Annotated in this window: 18 protein-coding genes; 12 read left to right on the top strand and 6 right to left on the bottom strand. The window is 57.1% G+C overall.

The features are described 5' to 3' along the window. Positions 1-28: 28 nt before the first annotated feature. The 6 genes from purS to PG871_RS14440 all read left to right on the top strand — a co-directional run bounded on the left by purS (position 29) and on the right by PG871_RS14440 (position 8371). Positions 29-259: a phosphoribosylformylglycinamidine synthase subunit PurS gene (gene purS / locus PG871_RS14465; protein ID WP_270730429.1), complete on the top strand. Its 231-nt coding sequence runs from the start codon at positions 29-31 to the stop codon at positions 257-259. Then, the gene (gene purQ / locus PG871_RS14460) at positions 259-927 is read left to right on the top strand and encodes a phosphoribosylformylglycinamidine synthase subunit PurQ (RefSeq protein WP_270730428.1); all 669 of its coding nucleotides are present in this window, start codon (positions 259-261) and stop codon (positions 925-927) included. Before purS ends, purQ begins: the two co-directional genes overlap by 1 nt. 36 nt (positions 928-963) lie before the next feature. Beyond that, a complete protein-coding gene (locus PG871_RS14455; protein ID WP_270730427.1) occupies positions 964-2730 on the top strand; it encodes a sensor histidine kinase in 1767 nt (588 codons plus the stop codon). Positions 2731-2736: 6 nt separating this feature from the next. Beyond that, positions 2737-4071 (top strand): sigma-54-dependent transcriptional regulator, encoded by a 1335-nt coding sequence (locus PG871_RS14450; protein ID WP_270730425.1) that lies wholly within the window; start codon positions 2737-2739, stop codon positions 4069-4071. Between the two features lie 129 nt (positions 4072-4200). Next, positions 4201-4884, top strand: coding sequence for an HAD family hydrolase (locus tag PG871_RS14445; protein ID WP_270730423.1), 684 nt, complete (start codon positions 4201-4203; stop codon positions 4882-4884). 409 nt (positions 4885-5293) lie between these two features. Next, entirely contained in the window at positions 5294-8371 is a 3078-nt protein-coding gene (locus PG871_RS14440; RefSeq protein ID WP_443020498.1) for an Rne/Rng family ribonuclease, read from the top strand. Between the two features lie 66 nt (positions 8372-8437). Here PG871_RS14440 and PG871_RS14435 read toward each other — a convergent pair whose 3' ends face one another. After that, on the bottom strand, positions 8438-8659 hold the full coding sequence (locus PG871_RS14435; RefSeq protein ID WP_270730420.1) for a sulfurtransferase TusA family protein: 222 nt from the start codon (positions 8657-8659) through the stop codon (positions 8438-8440). Positions 8660-8751: 92 nt separating this feature from the next. Between PG871_RS14435 and PG871_RS14430 the strand changes: the two genes are divergently transcribed. From PG871_RS14430 to PG871_RS14420, 3 genes are read left to right on the top strand one after another with little or no spacing between them, the layout of a single operon-like run. Continuing rightward, positions 8752-9504 carry a cytochrome c biogenesis CcdA family protein gene (locus PG871_RS14430; protein WP_270730419.1) on the top strand — a complete coding sequence of 251 codons (753 nt, stop codon included), beginning with the start codon at positions 8752-8754 and terminating at the stop codon, positions 9502-9504. 56 nt (positions 9505-9560) lie between these two features. After that, positions 9561-10778 (top strand): hypothetical protein, encoded by a 1218-nt coding sequence (locus PG871_RS14425; protein ID WP_270730417.1) that lies wholly within the window; start codon positions 9561-9563, stop codon positions 10776-10778. Continuing rightward, positions 10775-12136, top strand: a complete 1362-nt coding sequence (locus tag PG871_RS14420; RefSeq protein ID WP_270730416.1) for a cytochrome P450 — start codon at positions 10775-10777, stop codon at positions 12134-12136. The genes PG871_RS14425 and PG871_RS14420 overlap by 4 nt, the downstream gene beginning before the upstream one ends. Before the next feature lie 21 nt (positions 12137-12157). Here the strand turns inward: PG871_RS14420 and PG871_RS14415 are convergent, their stop codons facing one another. Beyond that, positions 12158-12886 (bottom strand): hypothetical protein, encoded by a 729-nt coding sequence (locus PG871_RS14415; protein ID WP_270730415.1) that lies wholly within the window; start codon positions 12884-12886, stop codon positions 12158-12160. Positions 12887-13386: 500 nt separating this feature from the next. Between PG871_RS14415 and PG871_RS14410 the strand changes: the two genes are divergently transcribed. Then, positions 13387-14220: a YihY/virulence factor BrkB family protein gene (locus PG871_RS14410; RefSeq protein ID WP_270730413.1), complete on the top strand. Its 834-nt coding sequence runs from the start codon at positions 13387-13389 to the stop codon at positions 14218-14220. Here the strand turns inward: PG871_RS14410 and cls are convergent. After that, positions 14215-15621, bottom strand: coding sequence for a cardiolipin synthase (cls, locus tag PG871_RS14405; RefSeq protein WP_270730411.1), 1407 nt, complete (start codon positions 15619-15621; stop codon positions 14215-14217). The genes PG871_RS14410 and cls overlap by 6 nt on opposite strands. Positions 15622-15720: 99 nt before the next feature. Here cls and PG871_RS14400 point away from each other — a divergent pair, with 99 nt between their 5' ends. Then, positions 15721-17319, top strand: coding sequence for an AMP-binding protein (locus PG871_RS14400; RefSeq protein WP_270730409.1), 1599 nt, complete (start codon positions 15721-15723; stop codon positions 17317-17319). A gap of 92 nt (positions 17320-17411) precedes the next feature. On the opposite strand, the gene PG871_RS14395 is transcribed toward PG871_RS14400, so the two are convergent. The 3 genes from PG871_RS14395 to PG871_RS14385 are packed head-to-tail and all read right to left on the bottom strand — an operon-like array spanning position 17412 to position 19750. Continuing rightward, on the bottom strand, positions 17412-18491 hold the full coding sequence (locus tag PG871_RS14395; RefSeq protein ID WP_270730408.1) for a methyltetrahydrofolate cobalamin methyltransferase: 1080 nt from the start codon (positions 18489-18491) through the stop codon (positions 17412-17414). Between the two features lie 9 nt (positions 18492-18500). Beyond that, entirely contained in the window at positions 18501-19427 is a 927-nt protein-coding gene (locus PG871_RS14390) for a methylenetetrahydrofolate reductase (RefSeq protein WP_270730406.1), read from the bottom strand. A 26-nt stretch (positions 19428-19453) separates the two neighbouring features. After that, a complete protein-coding gene (locus tag PG871_RS14385) occupies positions 19454-19750 on the bottom strand; it encodes a virulence factor (RefSeq protein WP_054001382.1) in 297 nt (98 codons plus the stop codon). A 249-nt stretch (positions 19751-19999) separates the two neighbouring features. Between PG871_RS14385 and PG871_RS14380 the strand changes: the two genes are divergently transcribed. After that, complete coding sequence (locus tag PG871_RS14380; RefSeq protein WP_270730404.1) at positions 20000-21112, top strand: Ppx/GppA phosphatase family protein; 1113 nt, start codon at positions 20000-20002, stop codon at positions 21110-21112. Positions 21113-21183 lie beyond the last annotated feature (71 nt).

Genomic DNA, 21183 nt, shown 5'->3' with positions numbered 1-21183 from the left:
ACGTGACAACCAACCGGAGAGAGATCAAATGAAAGCCCGTGTGTATGTCATGCTGAAAAACGGTGTTTTGGACCCGCAGGGTGAGGCGGTGCGTCATGCGCTTGGCAGCCTTGGCTTTGACGGAGTTCAAGGCGTGCGTCAGGGCAAGGTGATCGAACTGGATCTGGCTGACGGCACCACTGAAGCTACCGTAACCGAGATGTGCGAGAAGCTTCTGGCCAACACGGTGATCGAAAGCTACCGGGTGGAGATGGGCTGATGAAAGCAGCGGTCATTGTTTTTCCGGGTTCCAACTGCGACCGTGATCTTGCGGTGGCCTTTGAGCAAGCCGGCGCAGATGTCACGATGGTTTGGCACAAGGACACAGCCTTGCCGGACGGCATAGACATTGTCGGCGTTCCGGGCGGCTTTAGTTTCGGCGATTATTTGCGCTGCGGCGCGATTGCTGCAAATTCCCCTATTTGTCAGTCTCTTATCGGTCATGCTGAACGTGGCGGCTATGCGTTGGGTGTTTGCAACGGCTTTCAGATCCTGACCGAGACAGGTCTTTTGCCGGGCGCTTTGCGGCGCAATGCGGGGCTGAAGTATATCTGCTGCACGGTTGGTCTTAAGGTTGCGACCGCGGACACCGCGTTTACGTCAGGCTATGGCGTAGGCGATGTGGTCAACGTGCCGATTGCGCACCATGACGGCAACTATTTTGTGACCGACGAGAAGCTGGCCCAGTTGCGGAACGAAGACCGGATTGCCTTTACTTATGAGGACAACCCGAACGGCTCGGTGGCGGATATTGCTGGCGTGGTGAGCAAGAACCGGCGCGTGCTTGGGATGATGCCGCACCCGGAACGGGCGGCGGATGATGGGCATGGTGGCACCGACGGTGTGGCGATGTTCCGCGCGTTGATGGACCAGGTCGCCACGGCGTGACTTGAGCACAGGCCGCGCGGCGCGTAGGCTGTGCTCATGACAGATGACACGGCTCACGATCCTAAAACCGCCCGGCGGCCCGTGTTGGCGGCGTGGTTGACGCGTTTGGCATTGCTTCTGATCGTGGTGATTGCTGGGGTGACGATGTATGTCACCAATAGCTTTCTGACGGATCGTTTCACGGCCAACACCCGCAACCGGGCGGAGCTTCGGCTTGCGCTCTATTCTGGCAACCTTGTGAGCGAGCTGCGCCGCAACGCGATTGTGCCACAACTGCTGGCCAAAGATCCGGCTTTGATCGGCGCGCTGAACTCCAGTGACTTTTCCAAATCCACTGCGCGGTTGATTTCATTTGTCGATGAAATCGGTGCGGCGTCGCTTTTGTTGCTGGATGAAACCGGCCGCACTGTGGCGGCAACAGATCGCACCCGACTTGGCGCCAACTATCGCAACTCAGAGTTCTTCGTGAACGCGCAACGCTCAAACGTGACGCTGTTTACGTTGGCGGTCGACGAGGCGGGGGTGCACAGGTTTGTGTATTCGCGCAAAGTCGAAAACTTGGGCGGCACGATTGGTGTGATCGCGGTTGAAGTGGATTTGCGCAAGTTTGAGCGCACCTGGGCAGGGATTTCGGATGCGGTGTTCGTCACTGATAGTGAAGGCACCGTTATCCTGTCTACAGAGCCGCGTTGGCGGGGGCTGACCGAAGAGGAGGCCTTGGAGCGCCAACCGGCGCAAGGGGCCATAGAGCGCGCCTTGCAGGTCACAAATGATTGGACCCAAGCGCCTGCGGACGCGTATTTCGCCGGCGAAGCGGTCATGCGGATGAGTTCGAGAGTTCCGTTCCGCGGCTGGACAATGACGTCATACACAACCTATGCGAGCGTCCGTGAGAAAGTGAACGCGGTTTTGGCGTTGGAGGTGATGGGATTCGCCATCTTGATTGCGCTGGTGTTTTACCTTTCGAGCCGGAAAAGTGCGTTGCGCATGGCACTCGTGCAGCGGGAGTCGGTGGAACTCCGCGCATTGAACAGCCGCCTTCAGCGGGAAATAGCCGAGCGCGAACGCATGCAATTGAGCCTTGAAGTGGCTGAACAGAGCCTTGCACAGAGCTCCAAATTGGCCGCTTTGGGCGAGATGTCGGCGGCTGTCAGCCATGAGTTAAATCAACCGCTTGCGGCCATGCGTACCTACCTTGCAGGTGCACGTTTGTTGGTGTCCAGAAACCGCCCCGAAGAGGCGCTATCATCGTTTCAGCGCATCGATGATTTGATCTCGCGCATGGGGGCAATCACCAAGCAGTTGAAGTCTTATGCGCGCAAGGGTGGGGATGAGTTTCGCCCTGTAAATATGGGAGATTCCGTGTTGTCGGCGCTGTCGATGATGGAGCCGCAACTGCGCCAACGTAAGGTCAAAATTAGTAAAATTGTACCGGATCAGCCGGTGCGCGTGATGGGGGATCAGGTGCGCATAGAACAGGTGATGATCAACCTGTTGCGCAACGCTTTGGATGCGACTGAAAGCGTGTCGGATCCGGAGATTGAAATCTTGCTTGCCGTGGGGGAAACTGCCACACTTACGGTACGGGATAATGGACCCGGAATCAAAGATCTGGACAACCTTTTTGAGCCATTTTTTACAACCAAGGCGCCCGGCGACGGAGTCGGTTTGGGCTTGGCAATTTCGTCAGGGATCATAAGTGACTTGGGCGGGCGTTTAACGGCCAGAAATGGTCAGTCCGTCGGCGCTGTATTTGAGGTGCAGTTGCCAATCTTGAATGAAGATATTGAAGCAGCGGAGTAATTACGCGTGGCACAGGGCATGAAGATCGCCATCGTTGATGACGAACAGGATATGCGCCAGTCGATCAGCCAGTGGCTGGCACTGTCGGGATATGACACAGAAACATTTGCGAGCGCCGAAGATGCGCTTAAGAAGCTGGGGCCGGATTATCCGGGCATTGTGATCAGCGATATCAAGATGCCGGGCATGGACGGCATGCAGTTCCTCAAAAAGCTGATGGGCAGCGACAGCGCCTTGCCGGTGATTATGATCACCGGACATGGCGACGTGCCGATGGCTGTTGAGGCGATGCGCGTCGGTGCCTTTGATTTTCTGGAAAAACCGTTCAATCCCGATCAGATGACCGCGCTGGCCAAAAAGGCCACGAATGCCCGTCGCTTGACGATGGATGCGCGGGCTTTGCGCCGCGAATTGAGCGATGGCAGCCAGATCATGAACAAACTGATTGGGGCGAGCCCGGTCATGGAGCGCCTGAAAGAGGATATTCTGGACCTCGGGCAGGCAGACGGTCACGTGTTGATCGACGGCGAAACTGGCACCGGTAAAACGCTTGTGGCGCATGCGTTGCACGCGGTGGGTAGCCGCGCCGGTAAGAAGTTTGTGCTGGTCAGCTGTGCCGCCTTTGAAGAAGACGCGTTGGCCAAACGGCTTTTTGGTCCGATGAACCCGGAAGACAGTCAACTGCCCGCGATCGAAGAGGCCCGCGGTGGCACGTTGGTGTTGGAAGACATCGAAAGCCTGAGCGATTCCGCGCAAGCCAAGCTGTTGAACGTAATCAACGAGCAGGGCACGCCTGCTGAGACACGGCTCATTGCGATTTCAAATATGCAGGAGCAAGATCGCACCTGCGAGGACGCGTTACGCTCCGATCTGTTTTATCGACTGGCCGCGTTGCGCATCACGGTGCCACCGCTGCGTCAGCGGGGCGAGGATATCCTGTCGCTGTTTACCCGCCTGTCAGAGCAGTTTTCAGATGAATATGGCTGTGATGCGCCCAAAGTCAGTGCGCAAGAAGCTGCGCAACTGTTGCAGGCGCCTTGGCCAGGAAACGTACGCCAATTGATCAATCTGGCGGAACGTGCGGTGCTGCAGTCCCGTCGCGGCGGCGGCACAATTGCGTCGCTGCTGATGTCGGATCACGACGAAATGCAGCCTGTGATGACCACGGAAGGCAAGCCGCTGAAGGAATATGTCGAAGCGTTTGAACGTATGTTGATCGACAACACCATGCGCCGTCATCGCGGCTCGATTGCTGCTGTGATGGACGAATTGCGTCTGCCGCGCCGGACATTGAACGAGAAGATGGCCAAATACGGATTGGCGCGGGCGGATTATCTGTAACGCCTGTTGGTTTCAGCCGGTCAGAAAGTGTGAACGCCGCAGCCTGGTTAGGAATTGCGGCGTTTTGCATTCTTTGACACACCTTGCGCGATGTTTGCGATGTGATTGCCAAGGGGGCACGATCTGACAATGGATTTGAATTTTCCGATCGAAGGCGCCTTGTTTGATATGGATGGGCTGTTGTTGGACACCGAAAGGCTGTTCATGCAGGGCTTTGTTGAGCTGACCCGACCGCTGGAAATTTCCACGCACGCCGCGCAGGCGTTTTTTGAGACGTTGGTGGGCACATCCAGCCAAGTCACAACCGCAAGGTTGGTCGAGTTTTTGCCAGACGGTGTGGATGTTTCCCAATTTGACGCAGACTGGCGCGCGCTGCATCGAGACAATGTTGCCAATGGCGTTCCGGTCAAACATTTTGTTCCCGAGATTTTGAGCGGTTTGCGCAACGAGGGCGTGCCAATGGCGGTGGTTACCTCGACGCATTCGGACGCGGCGCATCATCATCTGAAGAAAGCGGGGTTGTTCGATTTCTTTGATGCCGTGGTTGCCGGAGACGACGTTTCTGCCAACAAGCCGGACCCGGAACCCTATGTGATGGGAGCAAGCAGGATTGGCGTTGACGCCAAAAACTGCGCAGCGTTTGAGGACAGTGATTTGGGAACACAGGCGGCTACGCGTGCGGGTTGTCACACCTATCAAATACCCGATTTGCGGCCCAAACAGTCGCCATTGATGGAGTTGGGCCAATTCGTGGTCAAAGACTTGCAAGAAGCCGCGGACCATTTGTGGGGCAGGGCGCAGGCATTACCCTGATAGGACCAACTGTCATCAGATTACCCATTGTGTTTTCCACAGGTGTGGTCTTATGTAAGGCGGACGGATAGCGCCAATTTAGCGCACCGTATGAGTTTCGCTGAATCAGACAGTCGACAGGCCTACTGCCGGACAATTTGACTCAGACCGATTGGGTCCGGACATCCGGACCAGAGAGACGCCCGATCCGCCATGCGGAGGGCATGCAACAGGCACCGGAGTGGCGACAACGTCGACGGTGTCGGAGAAGAAACGCGATGAAGCGCGCGAACACAGTGATAGACCGAGCAGAGGCCGTCCGCGGCCCCCTCGGCCGCGCGCATCCCCTCGCTCAAACAAGACACCCCCACCAATCCCTAAACCTCGGTCCTCCGGGACGCGGGCGATTGCGGCGGTGCGAACGGACAACATGCCAAAGAAAATGCTTATCGATGCCACCCACGCGGAAGAGACCCGCGTTGTTGTGGTCGACGGAAACAAGGTCGAGGAATTTGACTTTGAATCTGAAAACAAACGCCAGCTAGCCGGCAACATATATCTCGCAAAAGTCACACGGGTTGAGCCATCTCTTCAGGCCGCCTTTGTGGACTATGGTGGAAACCGCCACGGTTTTCTTGCGTTCTCGGAAATCCATCCGGATTATTATCAGATCCCAGTTGCGGACCGTGAGGCGCTGCTTGAAGAAGAGCGCGCTTATGCCGAGTCTTTGAAGGCTCGCGACGAAGAAGACGACAAGCCTAAGAAAACCCGCTCGCGCAGCCGGTCGCGGTCGCGCAAGAAAACAGACGAAACCGCCGTCGCGGATGGGTCTGCAGAGGGTGTTTCCAATGTCACAGAAGCGGATGAGGCTGCCACGACAGCACCTGAAACCGCTGGCGATGAAATCTCCGGAATGGAGACCATTGATCTGACAGGTGACACTGAGGACAACGGCGCAGAAAGCGCGGTAGCCGAAGCAGAAGTGGCAGACGCCCCTGAAGCTGCTCAGGAGGCTCCTGTTGAGGTGGCTGAGGCTGAGGAAGGCACTTCTGATGAAAGCGCGCCTGAGGCTGAAGTGGTTGCTGAAGTTGAGGTGGCTGAAGATGCCGCTGCGGGCGATGAGGCCAAAGGTAAAGAGGACGAAGGTCCAAAGACCATTGCGGCATCAACCGAAGGCGAAGACGCCAAAATCAGCATGGATCCGGAGACCGGAGAGGAAACCGAGGTCGAAGCTGAGGCGCCTGTAAAGGATGAAGCTGAGGCAGAAGCTGAACCTGCCGAAGAGACTGTGGTTGAGGCCGAGGTGTCTGACGCGCCGACGGAAGAGGCTGTTGAGCCTACTGCTGAAGAAACTGCGGAAGCGCCTGCTGAAGAGGCGTCTACCGAAGACTCAGATGCTGACAGCGAAGGCAACAGTGACGACGAGAACGAAGGCAAACCCACACGCAAACGTCGGTCGCGCAGCCGGTCCAAACGGTCCAACGCTGCGGAAAAAGACGAGAGCATCGAGTCGGTTGCAGATGATGACGACAGCGAGGACATCCGTCCGCCGCGCAAACCGCGCGCCCGTCGTTACAAGATCCAAGAAGTTGTAAAAGTGCGCCAGATTATGCTGGTGCAGGTGGTCAAAGAAGAGCGCGGCAACAAGGGTGCTGCCTTGACGACATACCTGTCGCTGGCTGGCCGGTATTGTGTGCTGATGCCCAACACCGCGCGTGGTGGTGGTATTTCGCGCAAAATCACCAACGCCGCGGACCGCAAGAAACTTAAAGAGATCGCCACAGAGATCGACGTGCCATCCGGCGCGGGTTTGATTGTGCGCACAGCAGGTGCCAAGCGTACCAAGTCCGAAATCAAACGTGACTATGAGTATCTGCAGCGCATGTGGGAGCAGATCCGCGAGTTGACGCTGAAATCCATTGCGCCGGCCAAGATCTATGAAGAAGGCGATCTGATCAAACGCTCGATCCGCGATCTGTACAGCCGCGAGATCGACGAGGTTCTGGTGGAAGGCGAGCGCGGCTATCGCATCGCCAAGGACTTCATGAAAATGATCATGCCGTCCCACGCCAAGAACGTGAAACAGTATCAGGATACGCTGCCTCTGTTTGCCCGCTATCAGGTCGAGACCTATCTGGGTGGCATGTTCAACCCGACGGTTCAGCTGCGATCCGGCGGCTATATCGTGATCGGCGTGACCGAAGCGCTGGTGGCGATTGACGTGAACTCCGGTCGGGCCACCAAAGAAGGCTCGATTGAAGAAACCGCGACCAAGACCAACCTTGAGGCCGCCGAAGAAGTGGCGCGTCAGTTGCGTTTGCGCGACCTTGCCGGTCTGATCGTGATCGACTTTATCGACATGGACGAGCGCAAAAACAACGCTGCCGTCGAAAAGCGTATGAAGGATCGGTTGAAGACCGACCGCGCGCGCATCCAAGTCGGCCGCATTTCGGGCTTTGGCCTGATGGAGATGAGCCGCCAACGTCTGCGCCCCGGTATGATCGAGGCGACCACACAGCCGTGTGCACATTGTCACGGTACCGGGCTTATCCGCTCGGACGACAACCTTGCGCTGTCGATTTTGCGCCAGATCGAAGAGGAAGGCACCCGTGGCCGCTCTCGTGAGGTTCTGGTCAAAGCGCCGGTATCAATTGCCAACTATCTGATGAACGCCAAGCGCGAACATGTGGCTCAGATTGAGGCCCGCTATGGTCTATCTGTGCGCATCGAAAGCGATCCACACCTGATTTCGCCAGACTTCTCGATTGAGAAATTCAAGACAGCGACGCGTGTTGTGGTTGAAGCAACGCCGGTTGTGTCCGTTGACACGTCGATCATGGATGAAATTGACAGTGCCGACGACGTCGTCGAAGGCGAAGCGGTTGAGGTGACCAACGAGGAAGCCGGACCGGAAACCGGCGACGAAGAGAACAAACCCAAGAAGCGTCGTCGTCGTCGTCGTCGCCGGAAGTCTACCGGCACTGGCGAGACTGGTGAATCCGGTGATACAGGCGATACGGAAGCAGGCCCGGCAGAAGGGTCTGACAACGCCGACACCAGCGCTGACGCGGCACCAAGCCAAGAAGGTGAGGCGCAGACTGCTGAGGAAGGCGCGGAAGCACCTGAGGCGGAAGACAAGCCCAAGAAAACCCGTTCGCGCAGTCGTTCACGCAGCCGATCACGTTCTAAGAAGGTGGCTGATGATGCGTCTTCTGAGGCGGAGCAAACGCCGGTAGAGGTTTCTGAAGGCGAAGTTGAAGCTGTCTCTGAAACGCCCAAGGCCAGCGCCGAAGTTGAAGCTGTCGCTGAACCTGCTGCGCCAGTGGTTGAAGAGGTAGTTGCCGAAGAAGCCGTGATTGAGGAAGTGCCTCAGGCCGAAGAAGCGATTGTAGAAGAACCAGTTCTGGAAACAGCAACCGCTGAGGCTGTGGTCGTTGAAGAGCCGGCTGCGGATCCTGAGCCCGCCGCACCACCCAAGCCCAAACGTCGGGGCTGGTGGTCACGCTAAGCGGCAATTGAGACAAGGAAAACGCCGGGCAGTTTGCCTGGCGTTTTTTTGTTTTAGGGGGCTGTGTCAGCCTTTGACGATGACAAATTCCAGAGTGCCGGACTTTTCGGTCATCCCCTGCATCTCATGGCCTGCCTCGTTGCAGAAATGCGGAACGTCGACAATGGCGGCGGGATCATCTGCAATCAGGCGAATTCTTGTACCACTCGCAAGCGGCATCATGCGTTTGCGCAGGCGCAGAACGGGCAGGGGGCACAGCAGGCCAAGAGCGTCAATTTCGTGATCCATGTCATTTACTTAGGCGGGCTGCGGTTTACTGTCCACAGAGTTGTGACTTTGCTTGGCGTGACGTCGGCAAAGCGATGGGTTAAGGCTGAGGCATGTTTGGAATCGACATCATAGATGCGGGCCTATTGCCTGCCATGCTGGTTGCGCTCTTTGCGGGCGTGATCTCATTTCTCAGCCCCTGTGTTCTGCCCATTGTGCCACCCTATCTGGCCTATATGAGCGGGGTGAGCATTGGCGAGTTGCACGAAGAGAAAGCTGCAGCACGCAAAGCAACGTTAACGGCTTTGTTCTTTGTGCTTGGCCTGTCCACGGTGTTTCTGTTCTTAGGCTTCACCGCGTCCGTCTTTGGCGCGTTCTTTTTGCAGAATCAAGAGGTCTTCAACACGGTTGCAGGTCTTTTGGTGATGTTGTTTGGCGCGCATTTTGTTGGGGCGATCCGAATTCCGTTCCTGTTGAACGAGGCGCGAATTGATGCAGGTGACCGCGGCGGAGACGCGTTTGGTGCCTATCTTTTGGGGCTGGCCTTTGCCTTTGGCTGGACGCCTTGCATTGGTCCAATCCTGGGCGCTGTTTTGTCGATGGCCGCAAGCGAAGGCAATCTGGCGCGCGGCACAATTTTGTTGGGGGTCTATGCTATCGGCCTTGGAGTACCCTTCATTCTGGTGGCCGCCTTCATGCAGCGCATGAGCGGGTTTATGACCTGGATGAAGCGCCATATGGAACAGGTTGAGAAAGTCATGGGCCTGCTGTTGTGGACCATCGGCCTGCTGATGCTGACAGGAGGCTTCTCCAATTTCTCATATTGGCTGCTGGAAACTTTCCCAGCGCTTGCAACCGTCGGATAGGGCTTAATTTTGTCGAAATGGCGGGTTAGGGTCTCGCCAAGGAGACACAGTGAGCCATGGGCAAGAGCAGCCATTCCGCGGTGCGCAAACGACGGGTGTTTTACATTCCGGGATATGACCCGATCCACCCGCGTCGCTATCGCGAGCTTTATCGCAAGGAAGGCGCCGCGCAGGCGCAGATTTCCGGCTATGACGTCGCTTTGTCTGCCAAAGCAACCGGCAGCGGGCCGTATGGGTGGCATGTGGCCGCAACCATTGAAGAGGCGCAGGTTCAAGCCGATTTTGAAGTGTTGGTGTGGTCAGACATTGTGCGTGACAGCATGGATCAGGGGATCCTTGGTACCTATCGGCAACTGATCCGCACGGCGACGACTTATATCGGATCCGGCGCATTGTGGCGTTTGATGCAGTTGCGAAAAGGCCCTGTGATTGCAGCGCTTTATCCGGTGTTGTTCTTGTTGGTGCAACTTTGTGTGGCATTGCTGGTGGCTTGGGTAATTGGCGCTGTGATCGGGATTTGGTTGCCCGATTGGCTAGGACTTGCAGGCTTGGCCGCCGTCCCGCCAATACTGAACTGGTTCCGGAAGAAAGATGGCAAGTTCTTTGCGTATTATTTGATGCACGACTACGCCTATTCGGCCCAGTCCAAGGGCGAAGACCCCCCTGAACTCAAGGCGCGTATGGCGGAGTTCTCGGATCGGATTGCTGAGGCATTCCAACAGGATGTGGACGAGGTGCTGGTGGTTGGTCATTCCAGCGGCGCGCATCTGGCTGTGTCGATTTTGGCCGATATGATCCGTGACGGGCGCGTGCCGACAGACGGGCCTACCTTGGGATTTCTCTCACTTGGTCAAGTGGTGCCGATGGTGTCGTTTTTGCCCAAAGCCTATCGTTTGCGGGGTGATCTGGCGTTCCTGTGCCAGAGAGATGAAGTGACTTGGGTGGATGTAACCGCGCCTGGAGATGGCTGTGCCTTTGCACTGTGCGATCCGGTCAGCGTTAGCGGTGTCGCACCAGAGCAGGGCAAACAATGGCCTCTGGTGGTCTCTGCAGCGTTCACACAGACGTTGTCACAAGCGCGGTGGGCGGAGTTGCGGTGGCGGTTTTTCCGACTGCACTTTCAATACATGTGCGCATTCGACCGACCGGGCGATTATGATTATTTCCGCATAACCGCTGGCCCGAAAACGCTTGCGGAGCGGTATGACGGGCGGGCGCCATCGAAGTCTCGCATCGAGCGGCCCGTGAACAAATTTGTGAAGGTGGCGCTATGAGTGACACCAACCAAAATCTCCCGCCGAAACCTCCGGCGCGACCGGATAAAGTGTCGCTTCGTCAATATGTTGCGCTGTTTCGTCAAGACATATTGTCAGCCCAACCTCAGCGGCTTTATCGGGCATGGATGGCGGAGTTTAAAACGCCGTTTTTCCGCTCTTTCATGATCAACCAGCCGGATTTGGTGAAGACAGTCTTGAAGGACCGGCCGGATGACTTTCCAAAATCCGAACGCGTGACTGAAGGACTGCGTCCGCTATTGGGAAATTCTGTGTTTGTCAGCAATGGTGAGGTCTGGAAGCGGCAGCGGCGCATCATCGATCCGGCGTTTGAAGGCGGACGTTTGCGGGACACTTATCCGGCGATGTTGGCGGCAGCCGAGGCAGCGGTGGCGCGATTGGACAAGCGGGTTGGCGACGTGGTCGAGATTGAGGAAGAGACGTCTCATGCCGCCGCGGATGTGATTTTCCGGACCTTGTTTTCAATCCCGATCGAGCATCACGTTGCGCGCCGTGTCTTTGACCAGTTTAAGATTTACCAACGCAGCCAACCTATTGTGAATATTGCGGCTTTTGTCCCCATTCCAAAGTGGTTTCCAAGATTTTTCAAACGCGACACAAAGCAGTCCGCCAAGATGATCAATCGGTTGATCCGACAGTTGACCGAGGAGCGTATGGCCGCGATAGACGCGGGTACGGCTCCGGATGATCTAGCGACAAAAATCATGACGACAGAAGATCCGGTGACAGGCGAACGGTTTGACACGGACGAGATGATTGATCAGGTGGCCATCTTCTTTTTGGCGGGCCATGAGACAAGCGCGAGTGCGTTGGCCTGGGCACTTTACTTGATGGCGATTTACCCGGAATGGCAGGAGAAGATTGCCTCGGAAGCCGCTAATTTTGAAGGGAAATTTTCCGATGTGGCACGGCTGCGCGTCAGTCGGGATGTGTTTCGGGAAACGTTGCGGCTTTACCCGCCCGTGCCGATGATGGTGCGTGAGGCGGGATGTCCTCAAACTTTCCGCGAGCGGCCGGTTCCAAAGGGAGCGCAAGTGGTTGTTTCACCATGGCATTTGCACCGCCATGAGCGGCTTTGGGACAATCCGGACGGGTTTGACCCCACGCGCTGGGGCACCGAAAACGGCAAGGTGTGCGCGCGGGAGGCGTATATTCCATTTTCGACGGGCGCGCGCGTCTGTACCGGCGCCGGATTTGCCATGGTTGAAGGTCCGCTGATCCTGTCGCTGATCCTAAGGCAGTTCAAGATTACGCCGGAGGGGCCGGAACCGGTGCCGGTCGCGCATCTGACGGTGCGTTCCAGGGACGGCATCAAGTTGCGGCTGGAGCGGCGATAAGGCCCGTCTGTGAAGCGGTGGTTAAGCGACGGCGGGTGTATTGGCGACGCGGTGCAGCCAATCGGCCCAACTCAATCGCCAATCCCCTTCAAAAGTCGTGGCGCCGTCCAGAATATGCGCGTCCGCGTCGCGGTCAGAAGAGCTGAGCATAAAGCGCCGCTGATCTTCCGCCAAGGCGAACTCGGGCGGTGAGGGCAGCTTGGTTGTGATCAGTTCAGTATTGCGCCAATCCAGCGCGGCGTCGGCCACAACACAGCAGGCCGGCGGAACGTCGCGCAGTGATGTGCGGGGGGTGCGATCAAAGATGTGCAATTCCGGTGTTATCAACGTCAGGCTTTGGATTTGAAGCGACACCGTGGAGGTTGGCTTTGCCAGTGAGGACAACCATTTCAATGCCACCAATGCCCCGTTACCGATCGCGGCAATGTGCAGGGTGGAAGAGTTCGCCCCCATGGTCTGGACCAACTGGGTCAAATCGTTGACCCGCGGGGCGAAACGCTCTTTGCCGGTTGGGTTCCAGAGGCGGCGCCACGCCACCTTTGCCACAGGATGAGACGCGGCCGAAAGGGCTGCGTTGAGTTTGTCTTCGCTTGCAAAGCTGTGGGGAGCATTGGTGGCCGTCAGTGGCATGATCAACACCACCGGTACGCTGCCTGAGGTTGGGGGTTGAACGGGGCGGCTCAAAATGGCGTGGCGGGTTTCTGCAATAATGACCGAAGCCTCTGCGGGCGGATATGAGAGCTCGGACATCGCTGAGGCCTTGTCAGTTTGAGTGCAACGGCACCGGCATGGCGGTGCGGGAATTGAAAGCGCCGACCGAAGAGGTCGGCGCTAGCCTTGATTTCCGTGAGTGATCAGGCAGACCTGCCTGCGGTCCGCTGTCCCGCCAAGGCTAACGGGTGCGGAGATCAGAATCGCCCTGGGGGGAGGGAGGGAGGAGGGATGGACGACCCTGATCAACTTCGGCAAAGGACAGGAATGCGTCCTTGCATGACTCTCAAATAGGGTTTTTTTCGTCGATTCAATTGAGAGTTTCCTGCAGTTTTTTGTGATTTTCTGCCAAACGGCGGATGTTCGCGCCGAAATCAGCGAAAAGGCGAAGTTTCGCCTAGAATATTGGTGTTTCGACCGCAAAACTGATGCGAGCCCTTGATCAAAACCACAGCCGGAGTGGGTTTTTTTCGCGGCGGGGGCGGGTTGACCTCAAGGGCGGGCTGCCGCCTAATTGAGCCAAATGATCAGGGGCAAAAATGCAGTTCTTTTTTCAGATACTGGGGGAAGCGTTTGACCAGTTTCAGCGCAAAGGCGGATTCGTCCGCAGTTCGCATCTGGCGTTGTCGTTCATGTTTGCGTTGTTCCCGTTTTGCATTTTTGCCTTGTCGCTGGCGGCGGTGTTCAGTCGCGCCGCGGACGTGGATATGCTGATTGATTTTGTTCTGGGGTATTGGCCCCCAGAAATCGTCAGCCCGATTGAGCGGGAATTGCGCGCGGTCCTGCAATCGGGCGCCGGATCTTTGACCTTTGGCGCGTTGCTGTCGATTGTGTTTGCCACCAATGGCGTTGACGCGGTCCGTGTGGTGGTCACAGAAGCTTATCGCGACACCGACCCGCGACCGTTTTGGCATGTGCGTCTTTTGGCGTTGGTATTTGTCGTGGTTGGCACGGTTATGATCCTATCCGCAGGTATGCTGAGCGTCGGGGTCCCACTGGCTCTGCTGTATTTTGAGGACTTGGTGCCGTGGTTGACGCAGTCGATTTTGAGTAACGATCAGTTTCGGAGTGCAATCACGATTGGGCTTTTGTTGTTCTTTCTCTATGCCTGCCACCGCTGGTTGCCGGGGGTAAAACACCACTTTCGGGATGTGGCCCCGGGGGTGGTTTTGACGGTGGCTCTTTGGATCGGTGCCTCTCAGGGGTTTGCCTTTTATATCAGCAATTTTTCGACCTATTCCGTGACCTATGCCGGATTGGCTGGGATCATGTCGGTGCTGGTGTTTCTTTATGTGATGAGCGCAATCTTTGTGTTTGGCGCGGAATTCAATGGTCGCTTGATGGCCCATCGCGGCGCTGAAGCTCGTTCATAAGACAGGAGCAAACAACCGAGCAACCGGCGACAAAACACGCACCCACAAAGGTTGCTGGTGCAGCGGCGTTGTGAACTTGAGGCTGCGCGAGAAATCATCCTCAAACATGGTTTCAAGGTCGTGGGCGGCTGCGGTGTCGAACACAATTGCGGTTTGTTCAAAATTCAAACGACACGACCGGCTGTCGAGGTTGAGCGTGCCGATGGAGGCAATTGTGTCGTCCACAAGCACGCATTTTTGGTGCATGAAGCCTTGTTCATAGGTGTAGAACGCGACCCCTGCGGCGCGAAGTTCGTCAAAAAACGCAAACGCCGCCAGCCATGTGATCCAGTGATCGGCTTTGGCGGGCAGCAGGATACGCACGTCGATGCCTTTGAGGGCTGCCATCTGGAGAGCGGTGACGATGTCGGCGTCGGGCACAAAATAGGGAGACGCGATCCACAGGCGATCTTGTGCCGCGGCGATGCAACCGTTGAAGTAAAGGTTGCCGGTGTCCATCACGTCGGCGGGGCCGGCGGCGAGGATCAACCCGTCCTGATCAGCCGGCTGTACATCCAGGACCCAGTTCAAGTCGCCGATCAGGTTTTCTTGCGTCGCCCAATGCCAGTCTTCGGCGAAGATCATTTGCAGCTGCTGCACCATCGGGCCTTTGAGTTGGCAATGGGTGTCGCGCCACAGGCCAAAGTGTTCATTGCGCCCCATGTATTCCTCACCCACATTCAAGCCGCCGGTAAAGCCGACTTGGCCATCGACAACCAACGTCTTGCGGTGATTGCGAAAATTGAGCTGAAAGCGTTTGGTTGGTCCGCGCAACGCATTGGTGTCGAGTATTTGTACACCGGCTTCGGTGAGATCGCTGATGTAGCGGCGCGACAAACGCGAACAGCCAACAGAATCGTAAAGAAACCGCACCGACACGCCACGTTTTGCGGCCGCTTTTAGATGGCTGGCAAGCGTTTGGCCGATGGGGTCGTCGCGCACGATGTAGAACTGAATTAGAATATAGGAATGCGCGGCATCAAGTGCGGCGAAGATGGCGTCAAAGGTTTCTTCGCCATCGATCAGCAGATCAATGGCATTTCCCGACAGCACGGGATTGGCGGCGATGGTTTCAAACAGTTTGGCATCTCGGGTTTGCGCCGTGGGTTTTGGCGGCAACTTCAGGCGGACGGCCTCGATGGATTGGGCAACATTGCTGTCTCGTCGCGCCGTCACATAGCCGCGCACCTTGGAATGGCCGAGAAACAGATAAGCCCCCACGGCGAAATAAGGCGCTGAGATCAGGAAAACCACCCAAGCGACAGCGCCTTGTGGCGTGCGGGAGGCTGAAAGGGCGCGGAAAGCAAACAGAACCGCGAGAGTCTCCAGAAGAATAAAAAACAGAAGGGAGAAGGTGATCACGGAAAGGCGCCTTTGTTGCGTGAGCGGCAGCCATGGATGCGTTTGACTGTGCTGCCGACAAATATACTGTGGCGACAATTGGGGAGAGAGGGAAGCTTTATGAAGACCATTGACGCCTTGTTCGTGGCACGCAGCGACGTATTTGCGGATCAGGAATTGATTGTTGTGCCAGCGGATGCCCAGCGGTCGTACCATCCATCCGGCGTGGCGTGGCGCTATCGGGATGTGGCGCAGCGGGTTGATGCGCTGTGTGAGCGGTTGCATGCGGCGGGCTATGGCCATGGGCACCGGATCGCGGTGTTGTTGGGCAACCAGCCAGAGATGATGGTCTGGAAGCTGGCGCTGGCGCGGTTGGGGATTTCGTGGGTGCCGGTCAATCCGGACTATCGCCCGGCCGAGGTCGCCTATTTGCTGGAAGACAGCCAGTCTGTGCTGGCGATTTCAACGCCGGAGTTGCGCGAGTTGATGGATGCCAGTGTGGTGGAGTCGGGATTATCCGTTCCGGTTGTCGACAGTGGTGATGAAACGGCATTTCCAGCGGCGGCCATCACGCCACCAAAAGCCGACCAGCCGGTCACCGGCGAAACAGAAGCCAGTCTGATCTACACGTCCGGTACAACAGGGCGGCCAAAGGGCTGTATCCTGAGCCACGGATACGAGGTCGAGATGGGCCAATGGTATGCGGGACGCGGTGGGTTGATCAGATTTGAGGCAGGGGTCACGCGGGTTTATTGCCCGCTGCCGTTGTTTCATGTGAATGCGGCGATTCTGTTGTTTTTGGCCGTTGTCGAAAGCGGGTCTGCGCAGATCATGCCGGAGCGTTTCAGCGCCCGGTCGTGGTGGCGCGAGATTGTCGAAACCGGTGCGACGGCTGCGCACTATCTTGGAATTGTCATCCCCGCGCTGATGAACAGAGAGCCGGATGAATATGAAAAGAAACATAAAATTCAGTTCGCGGTTGGCGCAGGTGTCGAGCCGACACTGCATCGCCCCTTTGAAGAGCGGTTCGGATTTCCGCTGATTGAGGTTTGGGGCATGTCAGAGATGTGCAGGATACTGGGCGATTATGAGGAGCCCCGCAGCATCGACACGCGCGCGATTGGCCGACCGATGCTGGGGCTTGATGTGCGGGTTGTGGATGGCGATGACAATGAGGTTGCGCCCGGAATGCCCGGTGAGATGGTCATCCGTTACAGTGCTGAGACACCGCGTCGGGGCGCCTTTTCCGGCTATTTGAATCTGCCGGAGGTGACTGAAGAGGCGTGGAAGGGCGGATGGTTTCATACCGGCGATACGGTGACGATGGACGATACAGACATGATCTATTTCGTTGATCGGAAGAAGAACATCATTCGCCGGTCGGGTGAAAACATTGCCGCCGCCGAGATTGAGGCGTGTTTGCAAGACCATCCAAATGTGGAACGCGTGGCCGTGATTGCCGTGCAGGATGACATGCGCGACGAAGAGGTCATGGCCTGTGTACAGTGTATTCACGATGACGATGCGGCCGCGGCGCAAGCTCTGTATGACCACTGTTTTGAGCGGTTGGCTTATTTCAAAGCGCCGGGATGGTTGCGGTTTGTGCCCGAGGTGCCGGTGACCGGCACACAGAAGGTGCAGAAACACGCGATGTTTGCAGAAGGCGAAGATCCGACCGCTCAGGCACATGATTTCCGGCACTTGAAGAAACGGGGCTAATGCCAGCTAGTTTTTAAGTGATCACCTAAAACGGGCCAGGCTTTGGAAATCAAAGCCTGGCCCGAATTTGTTTAGAAAGTTTCGGCTAGAGCTTATGCGCGACGACGGCGGCTGCCGCGACGACCACCCCGACCACCGGACTCTCCATCCGCTGACGGTGGCTTGTTGGTGCGGATCCACTCCGCGCCGGAGTCGTCGTTGTTGGTCAGGAAGTTGGCGGCCCGGATGGCCTCCATTTCCTTACCTGCGCGGGATTTGGTCGAGCCGATGCCAAACAGTCGACAGATGGTTTCGTCGTCCATGCCGTCAGGGATCACGATGCCCGCCGCTTCGATTTCGGCACGTTTTTCCGCCAGTTTTTTGGGCCCGACCGGAATGGCAACCGGGTTCATGATCGCAGACGTCATGCCTGCGCCCATGGCCATGGGCAGGAAGGCGTTGTTGATGCCGTGGCGGTTGGGCAGGCCAAAGGAGATGTTGGACGCGCCACATGTGGTGTTCACACCGAGTTCTTCGCGAAGGCGCCGCACAAGGGTGAAGACCTGCAAACCGGCGGTGCCCATTGCACCAATCGGCATCACCAGCGGGTCAACCACGATGTCATGCGCAGGAATGCCAAAGTCAGCGGCGCGTTCAACGATCTTTTTGGCGACGGCAAAGCGCACGTCAGGATCTTCTGAGATACCTGTGTCGTCGTTGGAAATCGCCACAACAGGCACGTTGTATTTTTTGACCAGCGGCAAAACCAGCTCAAGGCGCTCTTCTTCGCCTGTGACCGAATTCAGCAGCGGGCGGCCTTCGGCAGCAGCGAGGCCATTTTCCAGCGCACCGGGAACCGAGCTGTCGATGCAGAGCGGGCAGTCGGTGACTTCCTGCACTTTTTCGATCAGCTGCTTCATCAGCATTGGCTCAACAAAATTGTTGTCGGCATAGCGCGGATCTTCGGCCATTTTGTTAGAGAAAACCGCACCGGAGTTGATGTCGAGCACGGTGGCGCCAGCGGCGACCTGCGCGATGGCGTCGGCTTGCACACGGGTGAAATCACCAGCTTCCAATTCGGCGTTCAGGATTTTACGGCCGGTCGGGTTGATGCGCTCACCGATCACTGTGAAGGGCTGGTCAAAGCCCATCACCGCGGTTTTGGTCTTGGATTCAATAATTGTGCGGGTCATGCGCGGTCCTTAGTTGGCGTTGGCGGGCTGTGCCGAGGCACCACCGTTTTCAATGGCCCAGTTGGCATTCGTTTTGATGCCGCCAAGCGGGAAGAAATGCACCGATTCAATGTTGAAATCGGGATTTGCGGCCTTGTGAGCCGAGAGTTCTGTGAGGACGTCGGTGGGCTCATACGGCAAAAGCAGTTTGGAGACATCCATCGCGCGTTTTTGCAGCACTTTGAGGGACGGACCAACACCACATGCGATGGCGAATTTGATCAGGGTCTGCAGCTTGGCCGGACCGGCGATGCCGATGTGAATCGGGATATCGATGCCCGCCGCCTTAACCCCGTTGGCCCAGTCGATGATCGGGCCTGCCTCGAAGGCAAACTGCGTGGCCAGCGCCATTTGCGCGTCGGAGCGGTTTGAGAAATCCTGTTTCCATTGAAGTGCGGCATCGACGTTGGCGGTGCCGCCGGTCGGGTCGATGTCTTTATTGCCTTCGGGATGACCTGCGACGTGCAGTCGGGTGAAGCCGGCTTTGTCAAACAGGCCGGTTTCCAGAAGCTGCATCGAGTCGGAGAAATCACCGTGCGGCTGGGCAACGCCGCCCGCAAGCATGAGGCCTTGTTTCACACCGGCCTCGCCTTGGTACATCGCAATCCAGTTTTCCAAAGTGGCAGCATCTTTGATGATGCGCGCTGGGAAATGCGGCATCACGTCATAACCTTCGTCGGCAATGCGTTTGGCCGTGGCGACCATGTCCTCGATCGGGGTGCCTTCGATATGGGCGATGTAGACCCGCGTGCCCTGCGGCAGAAGTGCGCGGAAATCCTCAACCTTGGAAGCCGTGCGCGGCATGACCTCAATGGAGTAGCCTTCCAGGAAAGCCTGCATTTCGGGAGACGTGGTGGTGGTATCGTCTGTCTTACGCTTAAAATTCAACAAAGCCATTGCGGCCTCCCAGAACGAGGGGCGTGTCATGCCCAGCCTTCATTAGCGATCAGCGTTTTGAGGCGCTCTTGATCGAACTCTTCTTCGAGCCGGGCCACTTCGCTATCGCAAATGGCCTGCGCCTCTCCCTCAACCGGATAGGGGGTCGCCTTGCGCCATTCGGCAAGATAGGCGTCTGCATCCTTGGCCCCAATCTTCATCGCCGCGCGGTCGATCGCCTGTTCAAAGCGCTCGGCCAACGGTTTCTTGGATCCACGACGGCCTTTGCCCACGATGACCTGGGCTGGGATGTCGCGCCAATAAACGATGGTGACGTCGGGCATAGGAGTGATTCCTTCGGTGTTGGTAGATTCATTCGTAAGTCAGTCGCGCCAACAGATTTGGCTCATTTTCGACAAGGTGATCGCTTTCCGCGACCTCACGTCGTTGTAGCGACCCAAAGCAAGGGTGCACAGGCGCAGGGGCTTGAAACTTTTGCATGAAGAAGTTGAGGCAATGCGGGCGGGCAGGGGATTGCGCCCTTGTCGGGGACGCACTACGTTGAAGCCAACACGATATGGAGGGCGTTACAAATGGCGCCCAAGCGTCCCGAAGGTGCGGGCGCGTTCCCGAAACCGGTTGAGAGCCCCGCGCCCAAACCGCCCGATCCGAGCACGCTTTATGCCGCGCTTGATCTGGGCACGAACAGTTGTCGCATGTTGATTGCCCAACCCAAGGGCAGTCAAATTCATGTGGTGGACAGCTTCAGCAAGTCTGTCCAGCTTGGCTCTGGCCTTGAGACCACGGGACGATTGTCGCGTGGGTCGATGCGGCGCACGATTCAGGCGTTGCGCATTTGTCAGCAGAAATTGAAACGTCACAAGGTCAAACGCATGCGTTTGGTCGCCACGGAAGCCTGTCGGCGGGCCAAAAACAGCCGCGATTTCATCCGTCAAGTGCGGCGCGAGACAGGCTTGCAGCTGGAGATTATTCCAACGGAGGAAGAAGCGCGTCTGGCGGTGATATCCTGTGCGCCGTTGGTGAGTACAAAAACCCAACAATTGTTGGTGGTGGACATCGGTGGCGGCTCGACCGAGCTGGTGTGGATCGATCTTACGTCGGTGCCCAACCGCGACCGCCCAAAGGCGATTATGCGGCTGCACAGCGGGTTTCGCGGCGACGACAGCCCGTTTCCGGGCGCCAAGGTTGTAGACTGGATCAGCGTACCGCTCGGCGTTGCCACGTTGCGCGACCAGTTTCGCGATGTAGAAGACGACGCCGCGCGATTTGCCCTGATGAGCTGGTTTTTCGAGGAAAACCTGGCCGAATTCGCACCCTATAAAGACGCACCGCCCAGTGAAGGGTTTCAGATCGTGGGCACGTCCGGCACCGTCACAACCGTGGCCGCAAGTCATTTGGGATTGCGGCGCTATGACCGGACCAAGGTCGATGGGTTGCGCATGACCAGCGATCAGATCGACAAGGTGATCCGTGGCTATCTGGAGCTTGGTCCGAAAGGGCGGAAGGATGATCCGCGTATCGGGCAGGACAGGCACGCATTGATCATGTCGGGATCGGCGATTTTGCAGGCTTTGTTACGCTGCTGGCCAACGACGCGGTTGTCCGTGGCAGATCGCGGGCTGCGCGAGGGGCTGCTTTACGCGCAAATGAGCGCAGATGGCGTGTTGGAAGACGGCCCGTATTGAGGTATTGGACCAATTCTTCAAAGAAGAATTTGCTGACGACAGAGTTTTCACGGGAAATTCTGCGGCTGCGT

The organism is Shimia sp. Alg240-R146, from assembly GCF_947331465.1.
GTDB lineage: Bacteria > Pseudomonadota > Alphaproteobacteria > Rhodobacterales > Rhodobacteraceae > Shimia.
The sequence above is the reverse complement of the archived record's forward strand: the minus strand, read 5'-3'. Positions and strand labels throughout refer to the sequence as shown.

Coding starts and splice junctions, on each gene's coding strand:
- PG871_RS14455 (WP_270730427.1), top strand. CDS start 964: ATGACAGATGACACGGCTCACGATCCTAAAACCGCCCGGCGGCCCGTG.
- PG871_RS14415 (WP_270730415.1), bottom strand. CDS start 12,886: ATGTCCGAGCTCTCATATCCGCCCGCAGAGGCTTCGGTCATTATTGCA.
- PG871_RS14385 (WP_054001382.1), bottom strand. CDS start 19,750: ATGCCCGACGTCACCATCGTTTATTGGCGCGACATCCCAGCCCAGGTC.
- purS (WP_270730429.1), top strand. CDS start 29: ATGAAAGCCCGTGTGTATGTCATGCTGAAAAACGGTGTTTTGGACCCG.
- PG871_RS14395 (WP_270730408.1), bottom strand. CDS start 18,491: ATGACCCGCACAATTATTGAATCCAAGACCAAAACCGCGGTGATGGGC.
- PG871_RS14425 (WP_270730417.1), top strand. CDS start 9,561: ATGGGCAAGAGCAGCCATTCCGCGGTGCGCAAACGACGGGTGTTTTAC.
- PG871_RS14380 (WP_270730404.1), top strand. CDS start 20,000: ATGGCGCCCAAGCGTCCCGAAGGTGCGGGCGCGTTCCCGAAACCGGTT.
- PG871_RS14440 (WP_443020498.1), top strand. CDS start 5,294: ATGCCAAAGAAAATGCTTATCGATGCCACCCACGCGGAAGAGACCCGC.
- PG871_RS14435 (WP_270730420.1), bottom strand. CDS start 8,659: ATGGATCACGAAATTGACGCTCTTGGCCTGCTGTGCCCCCTGCCCGTT.
- PG871_RS14445 (WP_270730423.1), top strand. CDS start 4,201: ATGGATTTGAATTTTCCGATCGAAGGCGCCTTGTTTGATATGGATGGG.
- PG871_RS14420 (WP_270730416.1), top strand. CDS start 10,775: ATGAGTGACACCAACCAAAATCTCCCGCCGAAACCTCCGGCGCGACCG.
- PG871_RS14430 (WP_270730419.1), top strand. CDS start 8,752: ATGTTTGGAATCGACATCATAGATGCGGGCCTATTGCCTGCCATGCTG.
- PG871_RS14410 (WP_270730413.1), top strand. CDS start 13,387: ATGCAGTTCTTTTTTCAGATACTGGGGGAAGCGTTTGACCAGTTTCAG.
- PG871_RS14390 (WP_270730406.1), bottom strand. CDS start 19,427: ATGGCTTTGTTGAATTTTAAGCGTAAGACAGACGATACCACCACCACG.
- purQ (WP_270730428.1), top strand. CDS start 259: ATGAAAGCAGCGGTCATTGTTTTTCCGGGTTCCAACTGCGACCGTGAT.
- PG871_RS14400 (WP_270730409.1), top strand. CDS start 15,721: ATGAAGACCATTGACGCCTTGTTCGTGGCACGCAGCGACGTATTTGCG.